27 protein-coding genes and 3 pseudogenes are annotated in these 25,945 nt (G+C 61.7%); 20 read left to right on the forward strand and 10 right to left on the reverse strand.

Annotated features, from left to right (window positions below):
- From tnpA to GCT13_RS40465, 3 genes are all read right to left on the reverse strand, one after another.
- A partial coding sequence (gene tnpA / locus GCT13_RS40455) for an IS200/IS605 family transposase (RefSeq protein WP_152767470.1) occupies positions 1-193 on the reverse strand: 193 nt, incomplete at its 3' end.
- 104 nt (positions 194-297) lie between these two features.
- Positions 298-603 carry a hypothetical protein gene (locus tag GCT13_RS40460; protein ID WP_152767471.1) on the reverse strand — a complete coding sequence of 102 codons (306 nt, stop codon included), beginning with the start codon at positions 601-603 and terminating at the stop codon, positions 298-300.
- 173 nt (positions 604-776) lie between these two features.
- Positions 777-2,078 carry a PAS domain-containing protein gene (locus GCT13_RS40465; protein WP_152767472.1) on the reverse strand — a complete coding sequence of 434 codons (1,302 nt, stop codon included), beginning with the start codon at positions 2,076-2,078 and terminating at the stop codon, positions 777-779.
- A 187-nt stretch (positions 2,079-2,265) separates the two neighbouring features.
- Here GCT13_RS40465 and bufB point away from each other — a divergent pair, with 187 nt between their 5' ends.
- Together bufB and GCT13_RS40475 are read left to right on the forward strand one after the other, a co-directional pair.
- Entirely contained in the window at positions 2,266-3,132 is an 867-nt protein-coding gene (bufB, locus tag GCT13_RS40470; protein ID WP_152767473.1) for an MNIO family bufferin maturase, read from the forward strand.
- Positions 3,116-3,880, forward strand: a complete 765-nt coding sequence (locus GCT13_RS40475; protein WP_152767474.1) for an HvfC/BufC N-terminal domain-containing protein — start codon at positions 3,116-3,118, stop codon at positions 3,878-3,880. Before bufB ends, GCT13_RS40475 begins: the two co-directional genes overlap by 17 nt.
- Positions 3,881-3,903: 23 nt before the next feature.
- Here GCT13_RS40475 and GCT13_RS40480 read toward each other — a convergent pair whose 3' ends face one another.
- Positions 3,904-4,980 carry a sensor histidine kinase gene (locus GCT13_RS40480; RefSeq protein WP_227747262.1) on the reverse strand — a complete coding sequence of 359 codons (1,077 nt, stop codon included), beginning with the start codon at positions 4,978-4,980 and terminating at the stop codon, positions 3,904-3,906.
- Positions 4,964-5,671: a response regulator transcription factor gene (locus GCT13_RS40485; RefSeq protein WP_152767475.1), complete on the reverse strand. Its 708-nt coding sequence runs from the start codon at positions 5,669-5,671 to the stop codon at positions 4,964-4,966. Before GCT13_RS40485 ends, GCT13_RS40480 begins: the two co-directional genes overlap by 17 nt.
- A gap of 230 nt (positions 5,672-5,901) precedes the next feature.
- Between GCT13_RS40485 and GCT13_RS40490 the strand changes: the two genes are divergently transcribed.
- From GCT13_RS40490 to GCT13_RS40545, 12 genes and pseudogenes are all read left to right on the forward strand, one after another.
- A complete protein-coding gene (locus tag GCT13_RS40490) occupies positions 5,902-6,228 on the forward strand; it encodes a BufA1 family periplasmic bufferin-type metallophore (RefSeq protein WP_090866154.1) in 327 nt (108 codons plus the stop codon).
- A gap of 86 nt (positions 6,229-6,314) precedes the next feature.
- A complete protein-coding gene (locus GCT13_RS40495; protein ID WP_152767476.1) occupies positions 6,315-6,824 on the forward strand; it encodes a DoxX family protein in 510 nt (169 codons plus the stop codon).
- A gap of 61 nt (positions 6,825-6,885) precedes the next feature.
- Positions 6,886-7,668, forward strand: coding sequence for a 3-hydroxybutyrate dehydrogenase (locus tag GCT13_RS40500; RefSeq protein ID WP_152767477.1), 783 nt, complete (start codon positions 6,886-6,888; stop codon positions 7,666-7,668).
- Positions 7,669-7,677: 9 nt separating this feature from the next.
- Positions 7,678-8,730 carry a patatin-like phospholipase family protein gene (locus GCT13_RS40505; protein ID WP_321574944.1) on the forward strand — a complete coding sequence of 351 codons (1,053 nt, stop codon included), beginning with the start codon at positions 7,678-7,680 and terminating at the stop codon, positions 8,728-8,730.
- Positions 8,731-8,760: 30 nt separating this feature from the next.
- Positions 8,761-9,786: a YeeE/YedE thiosulfate transporter family protein gene (locus GCT13_RS40510; RefSeq protein ID WP_152767478.1), complete on the forward strand. Its 1,026-nt coding sequence runs from the start codon at positions 8,761-8,763 to the stop codon at positions 9,784-9,786.
- Positions 9,783-10,070, forward strand: a complete 288-nt coding sequence (locus GCT13_RS40515) for a BufA1 family periplasmic bufferin-type metallophore (protein ID WP_152767479.1) — start codon at positions 9,783-9,785, stop codon at positions 10,068-10,070. The genes GCT13_RS40510 and GCT13_RS40515 overlap by 4 nt, the downstream gene beginning before the upstream one ends.
- Positions 10,071-10,100: 30 nt before the next feature.
- Positions 10,101-11,450 carry an adenylate/guanylate cyclase domain-containing protein gene (locus GCT13_RS40520; protein ID WP_152767480.1) on the forward strand — a complete coding sequence of 450 codons (1,350 nt, stop codon included), beginning with the start codon at positions 10,101-10,103 and terminating at the stop codon, positions 11,448-11,450.
- Between the two features lie 105 nt (positions 11,451-11,555).
- Positions 11,556-12,956: an NAD(P)/FAD-dependent oxidoreductase gene (locus tag GCT13_RS40525; RefSeq protein WP_152767481.1), complete on the forward strand. Its 1,401-nt coding sequence runs from the start codon at positions 11,556-11,558 to the stop codon at positions 12,954-12,956.
- A 48-nt stretch (positions 12,957-13,004) separates the two neighbouring features.
- Complete coding sequence (locus tag GCT13_RS40530) at positions 13,005-13,847, forward strand: acetoacetate decarboxylase (protein WP_152767482.1); 843 nt, start codon at positions 13,005-13,007, stop codon at positions 13,845-13,847.
- A 400-nt stretch (positions 13,848-14,247) separates the two neighbouring features.
- Positions 14,248-14,483 (forward strand): annotated as a pseudogene (locus tag GCT13_RS51465) (response regulator); the annotation flags it as partial.
- 179 nt (positions 14,484-14,662) lie between these two features.
- A pseudogene (locus GCT13_RS49995) lies at positions 14,663-14,788 on the forward strand (IS6 family transposase); the annotation flags it as partial.
- 523 nt (positions 14,789-15,311) lie between these two features.
- Positions 15,312-17,000 (forward strand): methyl-accepting chemotaxis protein, encoded by a 1,689-nt coding sequence (locus GCT13_RS40545; RefSeq protein WP_152767483.1) that lies wholly within the window; start codon positions 15,312-15,314, stop codon positions 16,998-17,000.
- A gap of 441 nt (positions 17,001-17,441) precedes the next feature.
- Here GCT13_RS40545 and GCT13_RS40550 read toward each other — a convergent pair whose 3' ends face one another.
- The 4 genes and pseudogenes from GCT13_RS40550 to GCT13_RS40560 all read right to left on the reverse strand — a co-directional run bounded on the left by GCT13_RS40550 (position 17,442) and on the right by GCT13_RS40560 (position 19,188).
- Positions 17,442-17,699 carry a hypothetical protein gene (locus tag GCT13_RS40550; RefSeq protein ID WP_152767484.1) on the reverse strand — a complete coding sequence of 86 codons (258 nt, stop codon included), beginning with the start codon at positions 17,697-17,699 and terminating at the stop codon, positions 17,442-17,444.
- Positions 17,700-17,844: 145 nt separating this feature from the next.
- Positions 17,845-17,994: a hypothetical protein gene (locus GCT13_RS48810; RefSeq protein WP_193727896.1), complete on the reverse strand. Its 150-nt coding sequence runs from the start codon at positions 17,992-17,994 to the stop codon at positions 17,845-17,847.
- Positions 17,995-18,197: 203 nt separating this feature from the next.
- Positions 18,198-18,747, reverse strand: a pseudogene (gene phaP / locus GCT13_RS40555) (TIGR01841 family phasin).
- A gap of 243 nt (positions 18,748-18,990) precedes the next feature.
- Entirely contained in the window at positions 18,991-19,188 is a 198-nt protein-coding gene (locus GCT13_RS40560; RefSeq protein ID WP_152767485.1) for a hypothetical protein, read from the reverse strand.
- A gap of 545 nt (positions 19,189-19,733) precedes the next feature.
- Between GCT13_RS40560 and GCT13_RS40565 the strand changes: the two genes are divergently transcribed.
- Positions 19,734-19,979 (forward strand): hypothetical protein, encoded by a 246-nt coding sequence (locus tag GCT13_RS40565; protein ID WP_152767486.1) that lies wholly within the window; start codon positions 19,734-19,736, stop codon positions 19,977-19,979.
- 319 nt (positions 19,980-20,298) lie between these two features.
- On the opposite strand, the gene GCT13_RS40570 is transcribed toward GCT13_RS40565, so the two are convergent.
- Positions 20,299-20,679, reverse strand: a complete 381-nt coding sequence (locus GCT13_RS40570) for a hypothetical protein (protein WP_152767487.1) — start codon at positions 20,677-20,679, stop codon at positions 20,299-20,301.
- Between the two features lie 316 nt (positions 20,680-20,995).
- Between GCT13_RS40570 and GCT13_RS40575 the strand changes: the two genes are divergently transcribed.
- The 5 genes from GCT13_RS40575 to GCT13_RS40595 form a co-directional block, all read left to right on the forward strand.
- The gene (locus GCT13_RS40575) at positions 20,996-22,558 is read left to right on the forward strand and encodes a sensor histidine kinase (RefSeq protein ID WP_152767493.1); all 1,563 of its coding nucleotides are present in this window, start codon (positions 20,996-20,998) and stop codon (positions 22,556-22,558) included.
- Entirely contained in the window at positions 22,540-23,913 is a 1,374-nt protein-coding gene (locus GCT13_RS40580) for a sigma-54-dependent transcriptional regulator (RefSeq protein ID WP_152767488.1), read from the forward strand. The genes GCT13_RS40575 and GCT13_RS40580 overlap by 19 nt, the downstream gene beginning before the upstream one ends.
- A gap of 370 nt (positions 23,914-24,283) precedes the next feature.
- The gene (locus GCT13_RS40585) at positions 24,284-24,856 is read left to right on the forward strand and encodes a hypothetical protein (protein WP_321574945.1); all 573 of its coding nucleotides are present in this window, start codon (positions 24,284-24,286) and stop codon (positions 24,854-24,856) included.
- Between the two features lie 12 nt (positions 24,857-24,868).
- Complete coding sequence (locus tag GCT13_RS40590; RefSeq protein WP_152767489.1) at positions 24,869-25,447, forward strand: hypothetical protein; 579 nt, start codon at positions 24,869-24,871, stop codon at positions 25,445-25,447.
- Positions 25,448-25,463: 16 nt separating this feature from the next.
- Positions 25,464-25,945: MFS transporter (locus tag GCT13_RS40595; protein ID WP_152767490.1), on the forward strand; the 482-nt coding region annotated here is incomplete at its 3' end.

Genomic DNA, 25,945 nt, shown 5'->3' on the forward strand with positions numbered 1-25,945 from the left:
ACATGTGAACGTGATCCCCCATCAGGTGCCCTTCGACAATTTTCGATTCCTTGTGGGACGCCAGCTCATGAAATATCTCTCCGAGCTGCCGACGCAACGCGCCGAATATCTGCTTCTTGCGCCGCTTCGGGATGAACACCACGTGATACTTGCAGTCCCATCTCGTGTGGCTCAGGCTCTGATACTCTTTCATCGTGAATCTCCTTCTCTTGGCAGAGACAGGAAATTCGCGCCGACCGTCGTAAAGGTCAAACCTTGGTGAGTCCACCGGCAGAGCCGGTGGCTTACCTCACTGAGTCAATGTCCGCGGAACACGTCGAGCAGTTGCTTCTGAAGATTCATCATGGTTTGCATGAACTCGCTTTCCATTTTTGCCATCGCCTGCTCATGCTCCATGGTCATCTGCATCATCCTGTTTTTGATTTGCACTACTTCGCTTCTTTGCTGCGCCGTCAGCTTGTCCATCGACATCGTAACGGGGCTATCCCACCACGGACCATAGCTGCCGCTACGGCCGATACCTTGCGCCTGTGCATGCGTCGCGCCCAGCGCGCAAACGAGAGGAACAACAGCACACAGGAATGCATTGCGAACGGTTTTCATGATTGCTCCGGAGAAGAAATGCGCCGCCATCGCGACTGACGCGTCACACCAAAGTGCAGCACGGGAGCGCAAGCCTCTGGACCTCACTCACGGCCCATCGAACATGACCTCTCCAGGCTGAACCCTCAGGAGCGATTCTGGTTGTCGATATTCACGCCTCTATCAACTGGAAATCACATGTTCGTCACATGGGACGCGGGATGCGGCAGACCATTGACGCCGGATGCGTCGGGCATGTCCGCGAGGCTGGAATGCTTCAGACGTTCGAGCACGGCCTTGCGCTCGATTTCCGCAGCCGCACGAGTCGTGAAGATCTGATACACGGCATCGGTCAGGACATCCTGCTCCTTCATTTCCTTGTCGTTGAAGAAGGCCATGTGCCCGATCACGTCTCCCCGCGTGCCGAAGATCGGTATGCCGTAGTAGCTCTCGTATGCCTTGTCGCGCGGGAATAGCTTCCCGACGCCCGATGGATGAAAAACGGGCCGGCCATCGGTGTACACCGCTTCGCACGGCGTCCCTGCAAGTTCGAACTCAATGTTTTCGCGGAAATCGTCGCGAAGCCAGTACGCGAGCGTCTGAACGTTTTTGGGCGGCCAGCCGATGCACTCCGTAATGAAGGCGCACGGCACGTCGAGCGCGGCAGCAAAGTGACGCACCAGTGCACGGAAGAAGGCCTCCCCTCCCATACCGGCAGTACCTTCCACGATATGCCGCAGCACGCTCTCGATATGCTTCACCCGTGTGATGTCGGTGTCGAGCGCGACGATACGCAACGCTTTTCCGCTCGCGTGACGAATCACTGTTCCGAGCGAACTCACCCAACGATACTGGCCATCCCTGTGCAGAAGCCTGAACTGGTGCTCGAACTGGCCGACGCGTTCTTCAATGCAACAGCGCAGCGTGGCCTCGACGCCTGCGAGGTCAAGGGGATGAATATGCCTGTGCCAATTCTCGATCGAATCCGGAAATTCATCTTCGCCATATCCCAGCATGCATTTCCAGCGTGCGGAGAGAACAAACTCGTTTGTCTGGAGATTCCATTCCCATGGACCATCGTCCGAGATGCGCATCGCGAGCACATATCGCTCTTCGCTGTACTGGAGTTCGGCCTGGAGTGCCGAGCGTTTCGCGTCGGCGACATGCAGTGTCTGGCTGAGTGTGCCCACCTTGTTGCGAAGTTCCTCGACCGCGCACTGCACTGCCTGCACTTCATCAGCCGCCTTGCCCGATGCATCGCCGGCTTCGGCACCGTCAAACGTATGCAGAATGGCGCGAAGCGGCCGGCATACCCGAAGCTCCGCCATCATGCCGGTGACGACCAGCAGCACCGCAAGCACCACCGCGACGACCACCAGAAGACCCGTTCGTGCATACCCCGCTGCCAACCCCGGAACCGGACCGGCGACCAGCCAGACGAGCAACAGCAGCACACAGGCGGCAGCCGGCCAGATCAGTTTCCATTTGAGACTCATACGAAGGCCTCATCTCAAACGTCGAAGAATTCTGTTCTTCCCAAAGATAGGCGAACATCTCGCGCTGCACCAGCGCGCGGCAAGCGTGGCTCATATCGTGGGAGAAAAATTCGACGCAATCGTGACGGATTCGTGATCGTTATCGACCACATTGCTGCTTATCCATTCAGCCATCGAGGTAGACCAGATGCAAGCGCTCACCGCACCGTTTGCTACGGCTCAGACTGTCCCGGCTTCGGCAGGCGTGGGCCTGCGTCCCGTTCACTATCAGCAGATTCTGCAGGAACGGCCGCGCGTCGGGTGGTTTGAAGTACACAGCGAAAACTACTTCGGTGCAGGCGGTCAACCACTGCACTACCTGGAGAGCATTCGGGACGCGTATGCGCTCAGTCTGCATGGTGTCGGGTTGAGCCTCGGATCGGTCGGCCCGCTGGACGAAGATCATCTCCGCCGTCTGGGCGATCTCATTTCGCGCATCCAGCCGGGGCTCGTGTCCGAGCATCTCAGCTGGGGGCGCGTCGGCCCGAGGCATCTCAACGACCTTTTACCGTTGCCCTATACCGAAGAGGCGCTGGAAGTCGTGTGCGATCACATCGACGAAGTGCAGGAACGGCTTCGCAGGCAGATCCTCGTTGAAAACATATCGAGCTACGTCCAGTTCCGCCACTCGACCATGCCCGAAGGCGAATTCATCGCGCGTGTCGCACGGCGCACGGGTTGCGGGATATTGCTATTGCTAGACGTCAACAACCTGTATGTGAATGAAGCGAATAACGGCATTGATCCTGTGGCGTATCTGGATGCGCTGCCCGTCTCCGCGATCTGTGAAATTCATCTCGCCGGTCACGACCGCGCCGGCACCCTGCTGATCGATACACACGGCACGCGGGTCGCAGCCCCAGTCTTGGAACTCTATGCACAGGCTCTCGACCACTTCGGTCCAGTCGCTACGCTGATCGAATGGGATACCGACATCCCGCCGCTCGAGGTCCTGCTCGAAGAAGCCCGCCACGCCGCCACGGTAATGAGGTCACGCCATGCATTCACTACGTGAGCTACAGGCTACCTTTGCTTGCGCGATTCTCGAACAGGATTCGTCCAGAATCGACGGGAGCGTTTACGGCGGCAACGGACGAGAACGCCTGTCGGTCTATGCCGGCAACGTGTATCACAACCTGCGCGAAGCACTGCGCGCCGTTTATCCCGTTGTCGACAAACTCGTCGGCGAGGGGTTCTTCGACTATGCCGCGAACAGGTACATTCATGACCATCCATCGCAAAGCGGAGACATACAGCGGTTCGGCTACACGTTTCCGACCTTCCTCGAACACTTTCCGCCCGCTGCCTCACTCGCCTACCTCCGTGACACGGCCACGCTCGAATGGCTCGTGCACGAGGTGTTTCATGCAGCCGATCACGCTCCGTTTCAGTTCTCGCTGCTGCCGAGCCTTGCCAGCGCCGAGTGCGCCACGCTGCACTTCGAACTACACCCGGCATGCCGTCTGTTCGAGTCTGCCTTTCCGGTCCTGAAGATCTGGGAGGTCAATCAGCCTGATGCGATGAGCGATGAAGTCGTGAATCTGGACGCGGGTGGCGATAGGCTCCTGGTGCGCCGCGTTGGCTTTGCAGTCGATATTCAGGCACTACCGGCGGCCGAATTTTCGATGCTGCAGGCGCTGCACGAAGGACAAAGCGTGGAAGATGCTTATGGCCGCGCCTTACGCCGTGATCCAGCGTTTGCACTCGGCGAGTTTGTCGAGCGCCGCATCCTCGACTCGACCATCGTCGGCTTTGATCTTTGACTTCGGGCAGGCCAGCACGACGCCTACGCCATCGCCAGTTCGACCGTGAAGGTAGTGCCCGCGCCCGGCGTGCTCTCGACACGAATCTGCCCGCCATGCAACTCGATAATGCGCTGCGTGATCGCCAGCCCGAGGCCCGCGTTGCCTGCGTCGCTGGATTCGCCGCGATCCGCACGATAGTAGCGATCGAAGACGTTGCTGATGTCGTCGTGATGGATACCTTGTCCCGTGTCGCTCACCTGAAGCTCGACCCGGTCTCCAGCACGACGCACGCCGACGCTGATCTCTCCGCCGGCTGGCGTATAGCGCATGGCATTTTCAATCAGGTTCTCGAGCACACGCTCCATCATGCCGATATCGGCGCAAACGGGCGGGCAATCGGCGCTCACGCTCGCGCTCAGCTTGAGCTCGCGCTTTTGAGCGCTGAGCGCAAACTTCTGGACGACGTCCTGCGCGAGTTCGCTGATCGGAAATGCCTCGACCTGCGGCCTCACTTCGTTCGCTTCGAGCTTGGTCAGGTCGAACAGATCCCGCACGAGCCTCGCGAGCCGCTCGCAATGCTTTACCGCAATCTGCAAATATCGGCAGCGATCTTCCTGAGACAATCCGTCGTCCTTGATCAGCACCATCTCCAGATACCCCTGCATGGATGCAAGCGGTGTCCTCAGATCGTGCGATACGTTGGCAAGCAACTCGCGGCGCTGCCGGTCCGCTTGTGCAAGCTGCGCCAGTTGCATCGCAATGCGCTCCGACATCTCCTGAAACGCGGCGATGATGCAGCCGATCTCATCGTCGTTGCCGTCGGGCGCCTCCGCTCGCATCGGGCTTGCAAAACCGCTTGCCCGAAATGCTTCGATCGCGGCTGCCAACCGCCGAAGCCTGAGCGTGAGAAAGCGGAACACGACGAGCGCGGCGATCAGGCTGAATGCCACCGTGCCGACCACGAGGTTGGTCACAAGCTCGAACAGCCGCTGCGTCTCGAACATACGTTGCGACGCCACGATCATGACGGCGCCGATCGCGATGAACACCACCATCAGCGAGCACGCGAGACGGCCATACAAGGTAGCGAACAGACGCAGATTAGTTCTCGGGCGCATTTCGGAACTTGTAGCCGACGCCCCATACCGTCTGGATGTATTCCGGCGAATTCGGGTCGATTTCGATCTTTGCACGCAGCCGGTTGATATGTGAATTGACCGTGTGTTCATAGCCGCTATGGCTGTAGCCCCACACCTGATCGAGCAGCTGCCCGCGCGTATAGACCCGTCCCGGATTCTGCGCGAAATGAAGCAGCAACTGGAACTCTTTGGCCGTCAACAAGATCGGCGCACCACGCACGGTCACGTCGCGTCTTTCGACGTCGATCTTCAGATCTTTGCATTCGATCAGCGTGTGCTCACCGGCAGCCGTATTTGCCAGCATGTCGACCAGCCGGAAAATCGCCTTCACACGCGCAACGAACTCCAGCACGCTGAATGGCTTCGCGAGATAGTCGTCCGCGCCCATTTCGAGGCCCAGCACCCGGTCGAGTTCGGTCGACTTCGCCGTCAACATCAGGATCGGCGTGTAGCGACGCTCCGAGCGCAGGCGGCGGCAAATTTCCAGGCCATCGAGACCTGGCAGCATCAGATCGAGCACCACCAGGTCGTAGGGTCTGGCAAGCGCTTCCGCCAGCCCTGCCCTGCCGTCATTGAGCACGGTCGTCTCGCAGGACAGACCTGCGAGCTGCATGCGGACGAGTTGGGCGATGTCATTGTCGTCTTCGATCACCAGAACGTTGCGAGACATGACCTGCATCCTCACTGGACTGTTGGGAGAGCCCGCATTGCCCGCACGAAGGCGGCGAATGCGTTGCGTGTAGATCATTCTAGATCGCCAGCGTGGCGTGTCCAGCGCGGCTGCATGTCGTGACGAAAAATTGATTTTTGGGCGACAAAGCCGTGAGCAGCGTTTCGCACACTTCATCCCGGGACACAGGCAATCGCGCCTGCCCTCATCACCATCCTGGAGGAAGCATCATGAAAAGCGAACGCATCATTCAAGGCGCCATTGCGAGTCTGCTTGCCATCGGCGTCGCGACGGCAAGCACGGCCTCATTTGCGGCCGGCGGCGACTTCGAGAAATGCGCGGGCATTGCAAAGGCAGGCAAGAACGACTGCGGCACCAGCAAGAGTTCATGTGCCGCCACGGCGAAGATGGACCACGACACGGAAGCATGGATTCTCGTTCCCAAGGGCACGTGCGACAAGATCGCCGGCGCGCATCTGCAGATGTCGGAGTTCGCCAAGCCCGGTGGAAAAAGCGGCGTTCTCAGTCCCGTCGCCAAAGCAGCGGCTGCGGGCTGACATAGCCTGCGCCATCCCGGCGCCGCACCGAGCCGGCTGCGGCGCCTTCTGATCTGCCGGCCTTCACGACGACCCGAGGTTCCAACATGAAGCTCTCATCGCCACTTTCCGCGACGCACGACGCCGAACCGTCCGGCGTTTCCCACAAGGCAATTTCGCTTTGCCGTTCAGCGCTGCGCGCGCTGGAGTTCGCGACACCCGTACTCGACCTCGGCATTCGCATCGTGATCGGCCTTGTGTTTTTCCAGTCAGGGCTCACCAAGATCGCAAGCTGGTCTTCGACGCTCGCCCTCTTTCAAGGCGAGTATTCGGTGCCCCTCCTGCCGCCCGTGCTGGCTGCGTACCTCGGCACGGCCGCCGAACTGGGCTTTCCGATCTTTCTCGTGCTTGGGCTCGGCTCGCGCTTCGCGGCATTCGGGCTCTTCATCTTCAACATCATCGCTGTCGTTTCCTATCCGGGGCTTGGCGAAGTCGGTCTGCGGGACCACCAGTACTGGGGCCTCTTTCTGCTCGTCACGCTGCTGCACGGTCCGGGCAAGCTGTCGCTCGACTACCTGATCAGCCGCTGGCTGGGTCACGCATCATCACGCCCGTAAATACGGCGCAGTTGTTAGCGGGCGCCTGCCAGGGCGCGCCGCGTCCAATCCGGAGAATCTCATGCTCACAGGAAAAGCAGCCATCGTCACCGGGTCGACGAGCGGCATCGGTCTCGCGATCGCCACCGCATACGCCGCGCACGGCGCGGACGTGATGCTCAACGGCTTCGGCAACGCGGATGCCATTGAGGCGACGCGTGCACGACTCGAACACGAACACGGCGTACGCGTGCGCTACAGCCCCGCGAACATGGCCGTGCCACAAGACGTGCGGCAGATGGCGCTGCAGACTGTCGGCGCTTTCGGCAAGGTCGACATCGTTGTCAACAATGCCGGCATCCAGCATGTCGCCCCGATCGACGAGCAGCCGGACGACCGCTGGGACGCCGTCATCGCCGTCAACCTGTCCTCGGCCTTTCACCTGGTCAAGGCCGTGTTGCCGGGGATGAAGGCACGTGGCTGGGGCCGCGTGATCAACGTCGCTTCGGCCCACGGGCTGGTGGCTTCTCCGTTCAAGGCGCCGTATGTGGCCGCCAAGCATGGCCTGATCGGTCTTTCGAAGACGGTTGCCGTCGAGGTGGCCGAGCACGGCATCACGAGCAACACGATCTGCCCCGGCTACGTCAGGACGCCGCTCGTCGAAGGGCAGATCGCCGAACAGGCGAAGGCTCATGGCATCCCGGTGGAGAACGTCATCCGCGATGTTCTGCTCGTCCATCAGGCGCGCAAGCGCTTCGTGACGGTCGAGGAAATCGCCGCGCTCGCGTTGTTCCTCGCATCCGACGCTGCTGCGTCGATCACGGCCGCTGCCCTCGCGGTGGACGGCGGCTGGACGCAGCACTAGGAGGCGGCCGTGAACAGGACAAACGTCAGCCCGCGCGCAAACGGCGGCACGAAGCAGATTGCGCTGGCATTGCAAGGCGGCGGCGCACATGGCGCGTTTGCGTGGGGCGTGATCGACCGCATTCTCGAAGATGGACGGCTCGAGATCGAGGGTGTGAGCGCCACCAGCGCGGGTGCGATGAACGCGGCCGTGCTGGCAGGCGGCCTTCAGCGAGGCGGCCCGGACGGCGCCCGCGCCGCGCTCCATGCATTCTGGCAAGACATAGCCCGTGCGGCGCAGTATGCGAGCCCCTTTCGCAAGCTGCCTTGGGAAACGTTTCTTCACAACGGCCATACGCTGGACTACTCGCCGATGTACGTGATGACCGATCTCATGCTGCGGATGTGGTCGCCGTACCAGTTCAATCCGATGAACTTCAATCCGCTTCGCGACGTGCTTGAACGCCACGTCGATTTCGAAGCGTTGCGCGCCGGTTGTCCGATTCATCTTCATCTCTGCGCGACCAACGTCGAAACCGGCAAGGTACGCGTGTTCGACGGCCACGAGATGAGCGCCGATGCCGTGCTCGCATCCGCCTGCCTGCCGTTCCTATTCCAGGCCGTGGAGATCGACGGAGAACACTACTGGGACGGCGGCTACATGGGCAACCCCGCGATCTTTCCGCTCATCTATCACTGCGGTACGCGCGACGTGGTGATCGTGCACATCAACCCGATCGTGCGGCGGGGCGTTCCGAAAACGGCGTCGGAGATCATGAACCGCATCAACGAGGTCAGTTTCAACTCGTCGTTGATGCGCGAAATGAGGGCGATCAGTTTCGTCACGTCGCTGATTCAGGAAGGCAAGATCGATCGGCCGGACATGAAGCAGATGTTGATCCACTCGATCCGCTCCGACGAAGCGATGTCGGCGCTTGGCGTATCGAGCAAGCTCAATGCCGACTGGCCGTTCCTGTGCTTTCTTCGCGATGAGGGTCGTGCCCGGGCTGAAACGTGGCTGCACGACAACTTTGACGCAATCGGCCAGCGCTCCAGCATCGATATCCGCGCCGAGTTCCTGTAGCTCGTCCGTCCCACCTTGCGGAGCAATGTCATGGTCAACCTCATGCCTGGTGCCGTCCCAGGGACACTCGCCGCGCTCTGCGCGCTCGCGATGGGCGTCGCCATCCGGCGAGGGACGACCTGCACGGTGGCCGCCGTCAACGAGATCATCGACGACCGCAAATACGGGCGCCTGCTCGCACTCATCGCCGCATCGACGCTCGTGCTCGGCGGCCTGCTGCTCGCGCAGTCGTTCGATGTGCCGCCATCGCTTCCGGCCAGCACGCCTGTGACCCTCGCGACGGTGTGGGGTGGACTGACGCTGGGTCTCGGTGCGTCGGTCAATGGCGCGTGCGCGTTGGGCACGATCGCGCGCATCGGCGCGAGACAATGGTGCTATGTCGCAACGCCCATCGGCTATTACGCCGGCTGCCACGTCGCCGCACGCAGGCTCGCCGCGACGATCCCGATCCCCGCTCACGATTCACCGGCTCCGCACGCGTCTGCTTCCACTATCGTGTTGCTCGCCGCGATGGTAGCAACGCTCGCGGCCTGCGCACTGCACTCACGCCGGGCACGCTCCACTCCCGGCATGCAGAGCGACGATCCGGGCGCGGCCGAACGCGCAGCGTGGTCACCACATGCCGCAACAGCCGCGATCGGCATCACGTTCGTGCTGCTGTTCGTGATCGACGGAGCCTGGACATACACCGACACGCTCTCCGACCTTGCGCAAGGGCACGCAGACGCTACGGCCTCGCGCGCATTGTTGTTCGGTGCGCTGCTCGTGGGCGCCACGTCAGCCGGCATCACGCGAGCGCTGCGCGGCGAACGCTCTCGCCGTCCGCGCCTGACACTTTCGCAACTGGCGCGCTGCCTGGGCGGAGGCGCGCTGATGGGCTGGGCAAGCCTGATGATTCCGGGCGGCAACGACTCGCTCGTACTGGTGGCGATGCCTCTCTTGCGGCCTTATGCGTGGGTCGGGTTCGCAGCGATGTGTGTCGCGATCGGCGCCGTATCGCTAACACGCAGAGTGCTGCGATCGCGCTGGCATCGCGAAACGAGGGAGCTGGCATGAATCGCCGCATCGGGAATGTCCTCGTGATCTTGGGCGCATTCGGCGCCATTGCGGTGGCTATCGATCGAAACACCCATCTCGGCCCCCTCTCAGCCGCGACTTTCAAATCCGATCGCGAAAGGTGCTTCGGCATCGTGCGAGCCGGGCGAAACGATTGCGGCACGGCGAAGCATGCGTGCGCGGGCCGCGCGCCACGCGATGCGGCAGGCGACGAATGGCTTCTGCTTCCAGCCGGCACATGCACGAAGATCGCGGGCGGTGCCATCCGGCCTGCATCGGGTTAGCGCATTCCCGGACACGACCTGGATTTGCGAATGTCGACGCTCACGCAATCGTTCGTTTCGATGCTGGGAAGGCGTATGCGCGCCGAAGCATGGCCCGCGCGCGTACTGCAAGAACTGGAACACGAGCAGTACCGTAGCGAGCTGCTGGTGACGGCGGTTCAGTTACTGATTGCAGCCGTGCTCGCTGTGCTATACGCATTCACCCCACCCGGCTTTTCGCCGGATGCGCCCATTCGGGCAGTGCCGCTCGGTCTCACACTCTTTTCGGTTGTTGCACTTATACGGCTCTATCTTGCCGTGACGGGCCAGCTTCAGCGATGGATGGTGGGCGCGACCGTCGTGACCGAAATGGCCCTGCTGATGTTCGTGATCTGGGCGTATCACCTGCAGTATGAGCAGCCGGCGCCGTTCTCTCTGAAGTGCACTGAGTTCGCATATGTGTTCATACTCATTGCTCTTCGCACACTGCGCTTCGAGCCGATATGGGTCCTGCTGTCGGGCCTGACGGCGGCGGCAGGATGGCTGGCGTTGCTTGCGTACGCATTGACTCATGCACAGGGCAACGCGGTGACGTGGGATTACGTCACCTCGTTGCGCTCGACGCAGATTCACTTCGGCGGCGAGCTGGACAAAGTACTTGCGATCGTGGTGACGACGGCGGTACTCGCAATGGCGCTCGCCCGCGCGCGCCGCTTCGTCATCCTGTCGGTGTCGGGTCGGCAGGCCGTCACCGACCTCTCGATGTTCTTCGACGACCCGGTCGCGGACCGCATCACGCGATCTGAAGTGCCTGCAATGCCGGGGCAGGCCGATATACGCGAAGCGACCATTGTGTTCTTCGACATGCGCGGCTTTACGGAAGCGTCGCGCACGCTCTGCGTCACCGATCTCATCGCGCTGCTTCGGGAATATCAGCAACTGATCGTGCCGATCATCCGGTCGCATGGCGGCAGTATCGACAAGTTTCTCGGCGACGGCATTCTTGCGAGCTTCGGCGCCGTCATACCCGATACGCGGCATGCAGCGAATGCGTTGCGTGCTGTGGATGCCGTGATGCACGCCGTCGATGGCTGGCGTGCAACGCGCAGCCGGTCCGGCCAGCAGGCGCCTGACATCGGCGCCGGCATCGCCAGCGGTCCGGTGCTGTTCGGCATTGTCGGCGATGGAAAGCGGCTCGAGTACACGGTGATCGGCGATGCCGTCAATCTCGCTGCGAAGCTCGAAAAGCACAACAAGGCGGAGAGCACGCGCGCCATGGCGCCGCATGCCACCTATGCGCAGGCTATTGCCCAAGGCTACGCCAAGACCAGGCCGACAAGGTCGGCGCGTTCGGTCGCGGGCGTAACCGGCCCGGTCGACGTGGCCGTCTGGATGTCGTGACAAAAAAGTGAATTCCAGGCGACTTCCGCGTGAGGACGATTTCGCACACTACCTCACAGGCCCATGCAAGCCATTCCGGCCGAAGGGTGCGCAGCAGGAGTTGACATGGAAGCGGAAAAGAACATCGTGATCGTCGGCGGCGGCTTCGCCGGCACGACACTCGCGCAGGCACTCGAAAAGAGGTTGCCTGCCCCATATCGCGTCGTGCTCGTCAGCGACGAAAGCTTCACGACTTTCAATCCGATGCTTGCCGAAGTCGTTGGCGCGTCTGTCTTTCCCGAGCAGGTCATCGTGCCGATTCGCCAGATGCTCAGGCATTCACGCTTCATCATGGCGACTGTCCAGGACATCGACTACGAGCGCCGGATCGTTCATGGCACGACGCTCGCCGGTCCTCGCGAGATCGCCTTCGAACACCTGATCTTCGCGTTTGGAACGCGTGCCAACCTCGATCTCGTGCCGGGCATGAAAGAACACGCGTTGCCGCTCAAGCTGATCGGTGACGCGATGTTCATCCGCAATCAGGTATTGCGACGGCTCGCATGCATCGAGCTGGAGTCGGACCTAGCCGTCAGACGGCGCCTTGGACACTTCATCGTCGTGGGCGGCGGATTCTCCGGCGTCGAGGTGGCGGGCGAGCTGGCCGACTATCTGCATAGCGTGCGGCACTTTTACAAGCTCGTGCGCGATGAGGACCTTGCCGTCACGATACTGCACGACGCAAGCCGGCTGCTGCCCGAAATGCCCGAAAAGCTTGGCGCGATGGCTGCACAACACATGGCGGATCGGGGCATCAACGTCAGGCTCGGCACGCGCGCGTCGCGTGTCGACACAGAAGGCGTCGTGCTGCAGGACGGCGAGTTCCTTCCAGCATCGACGGTGATCTGCACGATCGGCACGAAGCCGAACCCGTTGATCGAGCGGCTTGCTGCGCGCATCGGCATGCCCGTCGAGCGCGGCCGTATCGAGACGCAAGCCGATATGAGCGTACCCAACCTCCCCGGCATCTGGGCCGCGGGAGACTGCGCGCTGGTGCGCAATGCAGCGACGGGACAACCGTCGCCGCCTACGGCACAGCTTGCGGTGGCGCAAGCACATCAACTCGCGGACAACCTGATGCGCCATCTGACAGGCAGAGACACGCATGCATTCTCGTTCGTGGCAAAAGGGATGATGGCCACCATCGGTCATATGAAGGGCGTCGCGTCGATCTACGGCGTACGCGTGACCGGTTTGCCCGCGTGGCTGCTGTGGCGTGCGTTCTATCTCTCGCGCATTCCGACACTCGGCCGCAAGCTGAGAGTCTTTGTCGAGTGGAGCTGGAGCATGTTCTTCCCGACAGACATCACGCACCTGCGCTTTACCCGGTCGAACGAGGCCGAAGACATTAACGGCCACAAGCCGCTCGCTGACCTGTCACTGGATCACAAGACTCACGCGAGAACACTCGTGCATTCCGTCGCGATGTCACGCGACACAGCTCAACGCACCGACGCGCGCACCTGAAACCGATAGTCCCTGCAATGTCGCAGAACGATTCTTTTGGAGATCGCCATGAAACGTGAAGATGTCCTCGCCCTGCCGTCGATGCCCGCCGCCTCGCCGTCGTATCCGCGCGGCCCCTATCGGTTCATCGACCGCGAATATCTGATCATCACGTACGAAACGGATGCCGATGCGCTACGCGACGCATTGCCTGAACCCCTTCAACCGGACGGCAGCAACACTGCGCTATTCGAATTTATCCGCATGCCGGACTCCGCGGGGTTCGGCGATTACACGGAATCGGGTGTCGTGATTCCCGCAAGGCTCGGCGACGAGCACGTCAATTTCACCGCGCAGATGTATCTCGATGACGAGCCGCCCATTGCAGGCGGACGCGAGATATGGGGCTTTCCAAAGAAGCACGCGCGGCCGAGGCTCTCCGTCGTACAGGACACGCTGACGGGGACACTCGAATATGCCGGCGTCCAGATCGCTGTCGGCACGATGGGGTACAAGCATCAGCATCTGCTCTACGACGTCGAAGGCAGACGTGCCTGCTCCCCCGCGTCAATTATCGACAAGATGAGTACGACCCAGGTCAATCTGAAGGTCATTCCGGGCGTAGACGGCACACCCGCCATCGCGCAACTCGTCGGCTACAACCTGGCCGACATTCGCGTCAAAGGCGCATGGTCAGGTCCGGCGCGGCTCGGTCTTGTCCCGCACGTCAATGCGCCCGTTGCGGATCTTCCCGTCAAGCGCGTTTTCGGAGCCGTTCATTTCATTGCCGACATCACGCTCCCTTATGGACGTGTGTTGCATGACTACATGGAGGTCGTTCCTCGCCACGAAGCCGCGACCTGGTGCAGCGCTTCCAACCGGAGCGCGACGGGAGGAGCTTCGCGCGGTTAGTGGCCGCAAGGGCTGCGGCCGTGCCTTGCGCCTGCGGCGGCCGCTTGTGTGTTTATGACGACGCCTGATGTCGTTAAGGGTTATTCGATGCCTGCCATCGGCCACAGAAATGTGACGGTGCCTCTGCGTGTGTTGGCAGACGTCGAATAAACCTTAACGCACTCGGACAACGAGAGCCTCGCAACGAACGCTGCCGTCAGCTTCCTGGCGTCCTTTCAATGGCCCGCTGTTGGCGCCCCGAGTGACACACTATCTGTCCGTCGCGCTGTGGGACGAGGTCAAGACGTTTGTCGCGCAGCGGCCACAGACCACCGATGGCCAACGCGCGTACGCCGCACGGGCGCCGACGGACAGGACCGGTGGTGGCTCGACACACTCGGCAAGGGGAACACGGCATGCACCGTGCCCGTGTGGCGGGGAGGTGCTTGAGGAACTGAAAAACGACTCCGCCCTGGCAGCCATGCGGGTCGTCATCCTGACTACCTCCCGTTCGCAAGTAGACGTAGTGACGTCGTATGGCCTTCATGCGAACTGCTACATCACCAAGCCGGTGGAATTCACGTCGTTTACCGACGTCGTGCGCAGCATCAAGGATTTCTGGCTCGGCGTGGCATCCTGCCTCCTGTCAAGCCATGAGAGTGGAAGGCATTCATGCTCGGCAACCCTCGCGGTGCGTCCGCGAGGCGACGAACAGACGCTACCGATTTGCGAAGAATTCCAGCGCGCCAATCGGCAAGGATTCCGTCGACAGTGCGCGGCGCTCAATTGCAATCAACACTTCGGACATCATTGCGTGCGCTCTCAAGCAAGATGGGCTGAAAAAAAGACGCAATTGCTCGTATCACGGTCACCGCTTTCCGGGCGCAGTCACTGGTTGCACGATACGATGGTATTTCCGCTTGTGGCTCAGCATGCGCGATATCGAAGAATTGGTGTTCGAATGCGACACGTGGCATCTCGGGCTGTCCGCCCAAAAATCCGTCAGCATCATTTAGAAAACACTCAATTCAACGCAGCACCTACCTTGCCCGTTTATTCAATAAGCATTAATCGGCCTTGAAGAACACGAACGTGCTTGATTTAAACCAGCGGGAAAAAGATTTATCACGTTCCGGGCCTTCATACCCGGCTCTTATCGGCCGATAGCCTGAATTGTGACGTGCAGGTTCATGCGTGCCTAGACCAGGCAGCGCAACCGGCAGGTTATACTGATTAAGAGTAACGATAAAATGGTTAAACGCACTGACGCCTCGCAAAGCTCTCGCTTTTTATTCTGGTTTTTCGCTATTTGCCCTGCTCTCGACCCCCGTCTGTCTGGCGAGCCAGTCGTCAATACCGATAGAACGCAACGCATGACCGTAGCGGATGACCGAATGCATCCGATTCCGGTTACGGAGATCTAGGCGCGTCAGCTCGGTTAATAATCGCATAACGTTTCGCCAGATCTTTGGAGGTCGTCTTTAAATGAAGATTAAAAATATGAAAATCGGAGTACGTCTGGGAGCAGGCTTCGGATTCACTCTCATACTGATGGCGGCCTTGATTGCCGTCGGTCTGAACCGGCTGGCCGGTATTAGCGAGATCACCGACAAGATCATCCAGCTGGAGTGGGTGAAGGCCGACGCCGCGCAGGTCGTCAATGCCAGAACGCGTGCGAACGCACGTTTAACCATGCAACTCTTCATCACAAGTGATCGCAACAAGATTGCCGCGATCACTCACGAAATTGACGGCAACAAGGCGGTCATCGACGGTGCGCTCGAAACGCTCGACAAGCTGGTATCCCGGGCCGAAGGGAAGGAACTGCTGGCGAAGGTCAAGGAGACGCGTGCCGCCTATATGACATCATTCGGCAAGGTAGCCGGGTTACTCGCTACAGGGGAGCGCGATCGCGCGACGACGATGATGAATGACGAGACCCTTCCCACACTGGATCGTCTCGAACAATCGGTCAGGGATCTTGTGAAATTGCAGAGGCGCGTCGTCAATGAGCGCGGCGAGGAGGCGCGGCAGGTGAGCGAATCGGCTCGCGTGCTGATGCTAGCACTAGGACTGTCAGCGATGCTGATCGGTATCGCTTGCGCTTATGTCATCACCCGCTCGATCACGCGGCCGTTGCGCGAAGCGGTGCAGATCGCGCAAACGGTGGCCTCCGGCGATCTGACGAGTCGCATACACGTCCCGGGCCACGACGAGACCGGCCAGTTGTTGCAGGCGCTCGGGCGCATGAACGACAGCCTGAAGAAGATCGTGGGCGAAGTGCGCATTGGTACCGACACGATCGCAACCGCGTCGAGCCAGATCGCCAACGGAAACGAGGATCTGTCCTCGCGCACCGAGGAACAGGCCAGCTCGCTCGAAGAAACCGTCGCGTCGATGCAGGAACTGACGAGCACCGTCAGGCAGAACGCCGACAACGCGCTGCAGGCCAACCGGCTGGCGCTCTCGGCCTCAGAGGTTGCGACCCGGGGCGGGGCAGTCATTTCGCAGGTGGTCGACACGATGGGCGCAATCAATGAATCGGCCAACAGGGTGGTCGAGATTATTGGCGTTATCGAGGGCATCGCATTCCAGACCAATATCCTCGCGCTGAATGCTGCGGTGGAGTCGGCGCGTGCGGGCGAGCACGGCAGAGGCTTCGCGGTCGTGGCGGGCGAGGTCAGGAACCTCGCGCAGCGCAGCGCGACGGCAGCAAGAGAGATCAAGGCCATGATCGGCGACTCCGTGCAACGGGTGCAGACCGGTAGTCAGCAGGTTGCTCAGGCCGGCGCCACGATGGACGAGATCGTGACCAGCATAGAGCGCGTAACGGACATCATGGGAGAGATCACGGCCGCCACGCAGTCCCAGAGCGCCGGAATCGAGCAGATCAATCAGGCGATGGAGCAGATGGACCAGGTCACGCAGCAGAACGCGGCGCTCGTCGAAGAGGCTGCGGCGGCGGCCGCATCGCTGCAGGATCAGGCCGGGCATCTCGCGCAGCTGGTCGGCGTCTTCAGGCTCGAGGGCGCACAGATCCACGTCGTCCCGAAGCGGCGCGATATGGTGTCGGCGACAACCTCCGCCGTGCACGCGGTGCCGAAGACTGCACCCCCAAGGCGTGCGATGGTTGTGTCTGCCGAGGCGGACAATCTTGAGTGGGAGCAGTTCTAACGCACGCGGTCGTCTCGTTCCCGCGAGACCATGGCCTTTGATATTCGCTTTTGAGTCACTAAACAAAACTAAGAATTTCCGTGTGAGCTGGAAGTGCAAGTACATACATACCCAGCGCAGCGTGTTGTTGAGATGCGTGCCGATGCAACATTGTTTTGACGTTTGCCATGACGAAAATATCGGACTTTTCGCCGGGCGCCCGCACCGGCCTTCTTCCGGGAAGCCAGAGGTTAGCCTGACCATGTGTACCGCTCGCAGCCGGAGAACAGGAAGAACCGCTCACCGGCGAGAAGGTGCAGTGAGCGGCGAGTTCCTGATGTCAGGATGAAAACAAAGGTTCTTTCATAGCAGCGCGGTTCAATAATCACTGCACCTGGAGTCGAATGCGCCAGTACCTTCTCACTACCCGCTTCCGAGGGACGTCGATCTGATTTTCGATGCCTAATGCGGTTGATGGTGCGCGCGACTGCGCGACGCCGCACCGAGTGCGTCCAGCCGCACCAGCAGCGCGCGGGCCTGCATCTCAAGGACAGGCGGCAGTTTCGCCGCCAAAAGTGCATTGATCCGCGCACGCCAGTAGTCCGGGGACGTGACGGGGCTCGCCTCCCCGGTATCGTTGTCGTGAACAAGATGCTCGAGTCGCAGGATCATTGTGCGGATGTGCACCAGGTCCCGCGCGGCCTGATCAGCGTAGTTCATGGTTTTCTTTGCCTCTTGCTACAACGATATTCATGGTCGCGAGGCGCGCGCGATGCCGCACCTGCCGATGGTGCGTACCCTGACCTCTCATGCTCCGTCACCTGCAGCGTTCTGTCGGATCCGGGGGCAAACCTCTCGCGTCGCATCAATTCATGTACCAGCGCCAGACGACAGATTCCAGTTGCCGGAGCAACTGCGTCCGCCGACGTTCGCGTCGATAGTGGCCGATCGCAAAGATGATCGCGAACAGCAGGACCGCCGAACCTATGGCGGTGCCTATCCAGGTTTCCTCCATCCTCACCTCCAGCAATGTGCGATGCTCTGCTCCGGACCTGCGGTCCGGCGGCCATGCCTGGAACCGGACGCTGCACCGCCTGCCAGCGTCCGGGTCCTCATCAGCCGCCGGGCCAGCTTGATACACCGGCAACGACATACCTACGCAGGACTCCTTTATATGAAGCGGGTTTGCCTTCATATGCCCAGCGCCGTGTCCCGCGGCTATCGCTTTCCGGCTTGCGATACCGGCTCGATCGCGCGTTTGGTGTTCTTCGACGCGGCCGCGGCGGCCATGTCAAGGTTGCTTCTGGCGACTTCGACCGCTTGCTGACTGGTTTCTTGTACGGTTTCGACCAGTGTATTGGCCGCCTTGATCGCAGCATCCAGTGCGGCCACGGCGGCCTCCGTGCCGGCTGGCGCGTTTTTGGCGACGTCGTCCACCACCGATTGCATCTGGCGGCCGTACGCTCCGCATTGGGCCTGCGCGACTTTCGCGAATTCCGATTGGGTCGACAAGACGATATCAAACAGTTGCCGGTGGTAGGCTTGCATCTTTTCTGCCGTCGGCGCAGCAAGGCCGTCCTGCAGCGCGAGCCATTCCTGCAGCTCCTTGACGGACAATGCCTTCTGCGCCAGATCAAGCGTGTCTCTCAGTGTCGTGCGGGTCACCTGCAGCCAGTTTCTCGACGCCCTGGATGATCTTGTTGCCCAGGCCGAACAGGATCTCGAGGTTGGCCTTCTGCGTTGCTGCTACCTGTTCCGGGGTCAGCATGATGAAACTCCTGTAACGGCGATCTGCGCTAACGCTGCGCCGCCCAAGGCGGGGCGGAACGGGAGACGCCGGCGTGATCGCGTGAGGTCAAGGGAGTGCGCGGCACGGGCACGCGCAGACAACTCCATTGCATTTAAACGGCGAATCGAGCGAGCATGCCCAGGATACCGGTCGCCACATCCGCGGCAGCACGATGTTGCGTGCGATTCAGGGACAGTACTCACCAATGGCTGCTACCGATCCCTAGCGTTTTCTGGCAATCGCCTGAAGCACTGAATCGCCGTTGCAGGTAACGCGAGGACGCTGATCTCCAGACGCGAGCTGTTCGAGTGCGACCAGTTGCTGTTCCAGCAGGGTGTCAAGTTCTTCGCGGTTCAGGTCAATCTGGTCGGGCGCGGCCTTGACCAGCATCAGCGTGGCGAATTCGTGAGGGCTTAGCATGTATGTGTCTCCATTGTCTGGATTAGCGTGGTACTGACGCATTAATTACCGGTGACGCACGATTCTCGCTGTCGATGTTCGGTATTTATTCCAGTTTCTTACACCTAGGCACTGCGAATCCGATTTTCAAACCGAATTAGAATGTTAAGTGTGAACCGACCGTTTTTCGGATAAAAATAACGCATGAAGCTCCTAGCTTGATAGAGTCTCTTTTGCCAGACGTAATCCACCGCGATGCGCCTGCGGTTACGCGACGGCTATGCGGGAGCGGCATGCGTTGAGTCCAGGCATGTGGCGCCTTAATGCGGCGCCGAGTGTCCAGACAAAATACCGCCGGTTATTCTTTCGATACGGCGAACAAATGTCTGTGAGATCGAATTAAATACCTACGACTTTCAAGCCCGACATAATGATTAGCATTATCAAAATGTCATCTTCGCGGGCTATACTCCGGGAAAATCACGATAGAAAAAATCGTATTACTTGACGACGCATTATCGATGACTTTACGACATGAACAGGCAGGCATCACAACGAGCCTGACCGTGCGCGCTGGCGCCGGCCAGTTGAGGATTCTGCCCGTCTGGCAGGCGCTGGGCCAGCATGCCGCGCAGGCCAGGCGGACCAGGATTCACTGCAGCAAGAAGCACAACGTCGATGAAATGACGGTCATGTTCGAGGCTGTTTCAACTTCTGATCTGCGCGAAGTCGCGTGGCGGCTGAACGCACAGTCCTGGGTTGTGGCGACCTCGCTTCAGACCTTAGCTGCCGACTCATCCACTGCCCGGTGAACCGCGGTGAACGGCAGGCCTGCTGCGCGAATCAACGGGCGGGTGATCGATCGGCGCGCCGCAGTTGAAGCGCTCCCGGGGCAATGCGAGCAAGGGTCGATGGCGACTTCGCCCGGCTCGCACAGGCCAGGTCATCTTCCTGATGGATGTCCAGGCTAACGCTTCCGCCTGGCGGAGTGCATTTGACGGCGCTGTTCAGCAGGATCTCCCGTCACGACGCGCTCGTCGTGCGCAACTCGAGCGTGGGCATAGAGCCCAAGGATATCTTGCATGGGGCTTTCGGTCAGCGACCTCTCAACTCACGACCAATAACTGATTTCTATAAAGCTGCCTGTACCGGACCCACGCTAGAAAAATCTAATGGAGGCGGGAGCGTCGGCTGTGCACCGCAGCCGAAAAGCAGCGCACTGATGTGGTCCAACGCAGAGAGAGGATTGTCCTGCATAACCAGTAGGCGAGCTGCCGTGGTTTGGGTTCGATAGAGGGGATCACGGGAGAGGACAGGTTCCACGAGATCGATAAGCAGCATGACTTCGGCAAGCAGCCCTTTTCGATCGACTGATGAAAATTGCGCTACCCTCCGTCGAAGTGCATCGGCCAGCACAAGCAAATCGCCGGTATCCATTCTTAGCCTGATGCCGTCCATCGCAGATTCCCAAGACACATCCGGACTACTTGCGCCCGGCAATACAGACAGCATAGTACGTATCCTCGTGGACTGACGTCCGAAGGGCAAGCGTTTTGGACGATGATGTGGGAGAAGCCTAGGCAAGACTGCGGCGAAGTTAGCCTGCAAACTGATTGCGTCAAATAGAGCGTGCACCGCCGCCAAACCGTGTGAACAGTCGAAATTGTCTTTCGAAACGGAAAGCGGCCGCCATGACCGGCGTGCCTGCCGCGGCGCCGGGATTCGCGTTGAAGTCCAAAACCGATTTCTAAGGACCGTGCCCACAATCACCAGGCCCGGCTTCCGCTTTCGAATATGCTTTTCCTTACTTTCTGCCGTCGTCCTCCTGATGAAACGACCCTCGTTCTCGACGCAGCTCGTCGCCCTGTGGGCACTCGTGGCAGCGCTATGCGCCATGCTTGTCACCATCGTATGGTTCATGGCGATCTCGGCCGAAAGCCAGCAGATCGCGGGCGCCAGGCAGCAGGCGACTGCCGCCTGTGAAGCGGTTGCGACACGCTACAGTCTTTCGCGCCCCATGTCGGGGGCGGCAGGAAACACGGACCTCATGCATGCAGTGCTCGACATCGTGCTCGCACAGACACCGGGCGTCGAGGGTGGATTCTGGACCGCCCCGACCGTGCTCGCGGTGCCTCAGGGGGCGACGCCGGGCCAGGACAGCGCGGCAGCAGGCAGTGCCCCGGTGACCGGCTTTCTGGTGTACGCGTTTCCGACCTACCAGGGCAGCGGCATCAAACGCGACATCCCGGAAGCCGAAACGCCGCTGATTCTGCGCACCCTGCGAACGACGGCTGCCGCGCATGCCGCCGCAGCCGATATCATCCGCAACGGACCGGATGCGGTCATCGCGGCGGCCTGCCCGGTGAAGGATGAGCCTGCCCTGTTCGCGTGGATGCTCACCCGTGCCCGCCCGCCCCTGGGACCGTATGGAGAAGGGCTGGTCACGGGACTGGCCGCTGTGCTGGCCGTCATCCTCGTGGTCGCGGTCACACTTGCACTGACCCTGCGCCGCTGGCGGCGCAATCTCACTCGACTCGAAGTGGCGCTGTCGTCCGACGGCGACGTCGGGCGCTCTGCCCATTTCACGCGTCTTGGCGAGCCGGAACTCGACCGGATTGTCGATGCACTCAATCAGTACGCCGGGCGGGCCGAGCTGCTCAGGCAACAGACCACGGAGCTCAGTGACCGGCTCGCCCGTGCCGAGCGGTTCAGCGTGCTGGGCAAACTGGCGGCACAGGTCGCCCACGAGATCCGCAATCCGGCGGGCGCCATGCGACTGAAGGCGGAGAACGCGCTGGCGGGCGACCGCGAACGGCAACACGGCGCGCTTCGCTTTATCCTTGAGCAGATTGGACGGATCGAGACGCAGGTCGCCAGTCTTCTCGCCCTGACGCAGCCCGTAACCGTCAGGCCGCATCAGGTGAATGTCGCGGAATGGTTGGTGGATGTTGTCGAGTCGCACCGCGAACTGGCCTGCCGGCGCGGCATCCGGCTGACGCTGGTGTCGAAGCTCGAAGAACTGGCCGACGCGCCGCTGCCGCAGCGGCCGGCATTCGATGCGGACCAGCTTCGGCGCGCGCTCGACAATCTGCTGCTGAACGCACTGCGCCACGTCGGCGAGGGCGGCATGGTCACCGTGACCGCCCAGCGTGATGGCTCAGGCGAGTGCCCACATCTGAGAATTGCCGTTTCCGACAACGGACCGGGGGTGCCGGCGGACCAGCGCGAATGCATTTTCGAACCGTTCGTCACCGGCCGCCCCGACGGTTCCGGCCTCGGCCTTGCCGTGGTCCGTGAAGTGGCGATCGCGCATGGCGGCAGCGCATATCTTGACGACCGATCCACTGGCGCATGTTTCGTGATTGATATTCCATGGCAACCATCCTCGTAGTCGATGACGACGACGCATTCCGTGAGGGCCTCGCGGAAACCCTGTCCGACCTCGGACATCGCGTGGTGCAGGCCGCGTCCGGAGAAGCCGCCCTTGAAGTGCTGCATGACGGCCAGGCGGCCGACTGCATCTTTCTCGACTTCCGGCTCCCGTGCCTCGATGGTCTGGGTGTGCTGGAGCGGCTGCGCGGCGACGCTGCGCTGAAGGTCATCCCCGTCGTGATGCTGACCGCGCATGCCACCAGCGACAACACGATTGGCGCGATGCGGCTGGGCGCCTTCGAGCATCTCACGAAACCGGTCGGGCGCAATGACATTGCCGCGCTGCTCGAACGCATCTTCTCGGCCAGCCAGATGCCCGTCGCGACCGGACCGGATGAAGCGCCGTTCGCCGGGGAACCCGACTCGGACAGGCCGCTGCTGCTCGGCGTGAGCGAAGCGATGCGCACGGTCCAGAAGCAGCTGGGCCGGGCCGCCATGACCGACGCGACAGTCCTCATCACGGGTGAAACGGGAACCGGCAAGGAAGTCGCCGCGAGGGTCCTGCACGAGACGTCCCGCCGTCGCGATGGTCCGTTCGTCGCCGTGAACTGCGCGGCCATCCCCCACGATCTGCTGGAAAGCGAACTGTTCGGGCATGGCAAAGGCGCCTTCACGGGTGCGGCGACGGAACGCACTGGTCGCATCGCCGCGGCGGATGGCGGCACGCTGTTCCTCGACGAAATCGGCGACATGCCGCCTGCAATGCAGGCCAAGCTCCTGCGGGTCTTGCAAGAGAAAAGCGTCACGCCGCTCGGCACCAGCCGGACCGTGCCCGTCGATGTACGCGTGGTTGCCGCCACGCATCGCGACCTGGATGCAATGGTCAGCGCCAGCGAGTTCCGCCAGGACCTGCTTTACCGCCTGAACGTCATTCCATTGCACCTGCCTCCGCTGCGCGAACGCATCGCCGACATCCTGCCGCTTGCCGAACACTTCCTTGCAGCCGCAACCAAGCCGGCGCACCGCGTGATGCATCTGTCCGCGGAGGCACAACGGCGCCTCGTCGGCCATCCGTGGCCGGGCAACGTCCGGGAACTGAAGAACGCCATCGAGCGCGTCTGTTCGCTCGCGCCCGGCCCCGCGATTACCGGGGATGACCTGTCGTTCCTCAGAGGGCCGTCGGTACCTGCAGAACACGCGCTGCCCGCTGACCTCGCCGATCTGCCACTCGCCGAAGCCGTTGAGCGCATCGAACGCGCGATGATTGTCCGCGCGCTTGCGCTGGCGAACGGTAACCGCGCCGACGCCGCGCGACGGCTCGGCATCAGCCGGCAGTCGCTCTACACGAAGATGGCGGGTCTCGGGCTGAACTAGACCTGTCAACGAATCCGACACCCGGTGTCCAGCAACCGGACGCCTTCGGCTTCGTCTCCTCCTTCATGCCCTTGTCCTGTCGTGCATGGTCGCATGGCATAGGCCGTGCAGTTCACCCGCTGTCCTCTGACAGGAGTGAACCATGTTCCCGAGTTTTCCATTCAACGCTGAGCATGCGGGGCCTGCGATGCGCGCAGTCCGGCGGGCAGTTCGCGTGGTACTCGTCGCACTGACGCCGTGGACCAGCGCGTGCGTCGCACAGACGCCGCCCCGCCCCGCCGCGCCGGACGTGCCTCCTTCGGTGGCTGGTCCGTGGGGGCCGCCCGTCCGTGGGCCGGTGCGCACGCAACCTTCGCCTCGACGCGCACGGGTGCCAACCCTGGGCCAGCCGTTCACGGTCACGCAAGGCACCATAAGCCGCTTTGTCATCAACCCCGAGGGCGACGTCGACGGGTTCATCTTCAGCGACGGCTCGCTCGTGCATTTCCCGCCGCATCCCGGCGCGCAACTGGTGGCTGTCATGCAGCCCGGCGATAGCGTCCAGGTCGCCGGTTTCAGGGATGGCGGCGGGGACGTCAGGGCGCAGCAGATCGTCAACCAGCGCACTGGCCAGCAACTCATCGACCAGCCTCCGCCACCCGACGCACCCCGTCCGCCGCCCGCCCTTCGCGGCGCTGGTCTCGTGCGGCTCAGCGTCCAGGGCGAGGTCATGCGCGTGACGACTGCGCCCCGTGGGGAACCCGACGGGGTGCTGCTACGCAACGGCACTGTCATCAGGCTGACGCCTGTCGTGGCGCAGCAGTTCGTGAGCCTCTTGCGCCCGGGCGCGAACGTCGCTGCCATCGGTTATGGCACACGCAACCGGTACGGCCAAGCCCTGCAGGCCACCGCTTTCGGCACTCCTGGCAACCTCACCCGGCTGTACAGCAAGTTTCCCAACTGAAGGAGAAACACCATGCACTGGATTGACCCGGCATGCCTGCCCGAAGCGAAGGGCACGCTCACGCAGTTCCTGCTCAACCCGCACGGCGAACCCGACGGCTTCATTCTGGACGGCCAGCGGCAGGTCCATTTTCCGCCGCACCTTGGGACACACATTGCGCAGCGCGTTGCGCCCGGCGACACCGTCACTGTGCGGGGCGTCAGGCCACGCACGGCGAACATCATCGCGGCAGTGTCGATTGCCGTCGATGACGGCGAACCTGTCGTCGACGAGGGACCGCATCGCGATGACGACAGACACGAAAGACCCGAGGTCGAAACGCATGCGGCGGAGGTGACGGGCACGGTCATGCTGTCGCTGCACGGACCGAGGGGAGAACTGCGTGGCGCGCTGCTGGATGACGGCATGTCACTGCGGATGCCTCCCCATGCCGCCGAAGAACTGCAGGCCTATCTGGCACCCGGCGCACGCGCGCAGGCGTGGGGCGACATGGTGGAGAACACGCATGGCCGCACGCTCGACGTGAGCGAGATTGCGGAACAGGCCGATCCTGGTTCTGCTGCTGACGCGGATGCCGGCACGGACGCATGAACCCGCGGAGATGACGATGAGCCCTTCCGCACGCGCCGGCAGCAGTCATCCCAAAGGTGGCTGCTCGCCGTCAGCACAAAGCCTGAGAGGTCTGGACGCACTCAGTTTCCTGATGGCGGACGTGCGCGACGGCATCGGGCCATTCCTCGCCATCTTCCTGAAGGGCACGCAGCACTGGTCGTCGGGCGATATCGGTCTCGTCATGGGCGCGAGCGGCGTGGCCGCCGCGCTCAGCCAGATTCCTGCGGGGATGCTGGTGGACGCCACGCGTGCAAAGCGGGCCATCATTGCGGTATCGGCTGGCATGGTCGCGGCGGGCTGCCTGCTGATCGCCCGCTGTCCAACGCTACCGGTCATTCTGCTGACGCAGACGGCGCTGGCGCTCGTCTCGGCCATCATTGGCCCGACCCTTGCCGCGCTGAGCCTCGGTGTGGTGGGGCACAGAATCCTGGCCTCCCGTATCAGCCGCAACGAGGGCTTCAATCATGCCGGCAACGT

It is taken from the genome of Paraburkholderia franconis (assembly GCF_009362735.1).
In the GTDB taxonomy this organism is placed as follows: Bacteria; Pseudomonadota; Gammaproteobacteria; order Burkholderiales; family Burkholderiaceae; genus Paraburkholderia; species Paraburkholderia franconis.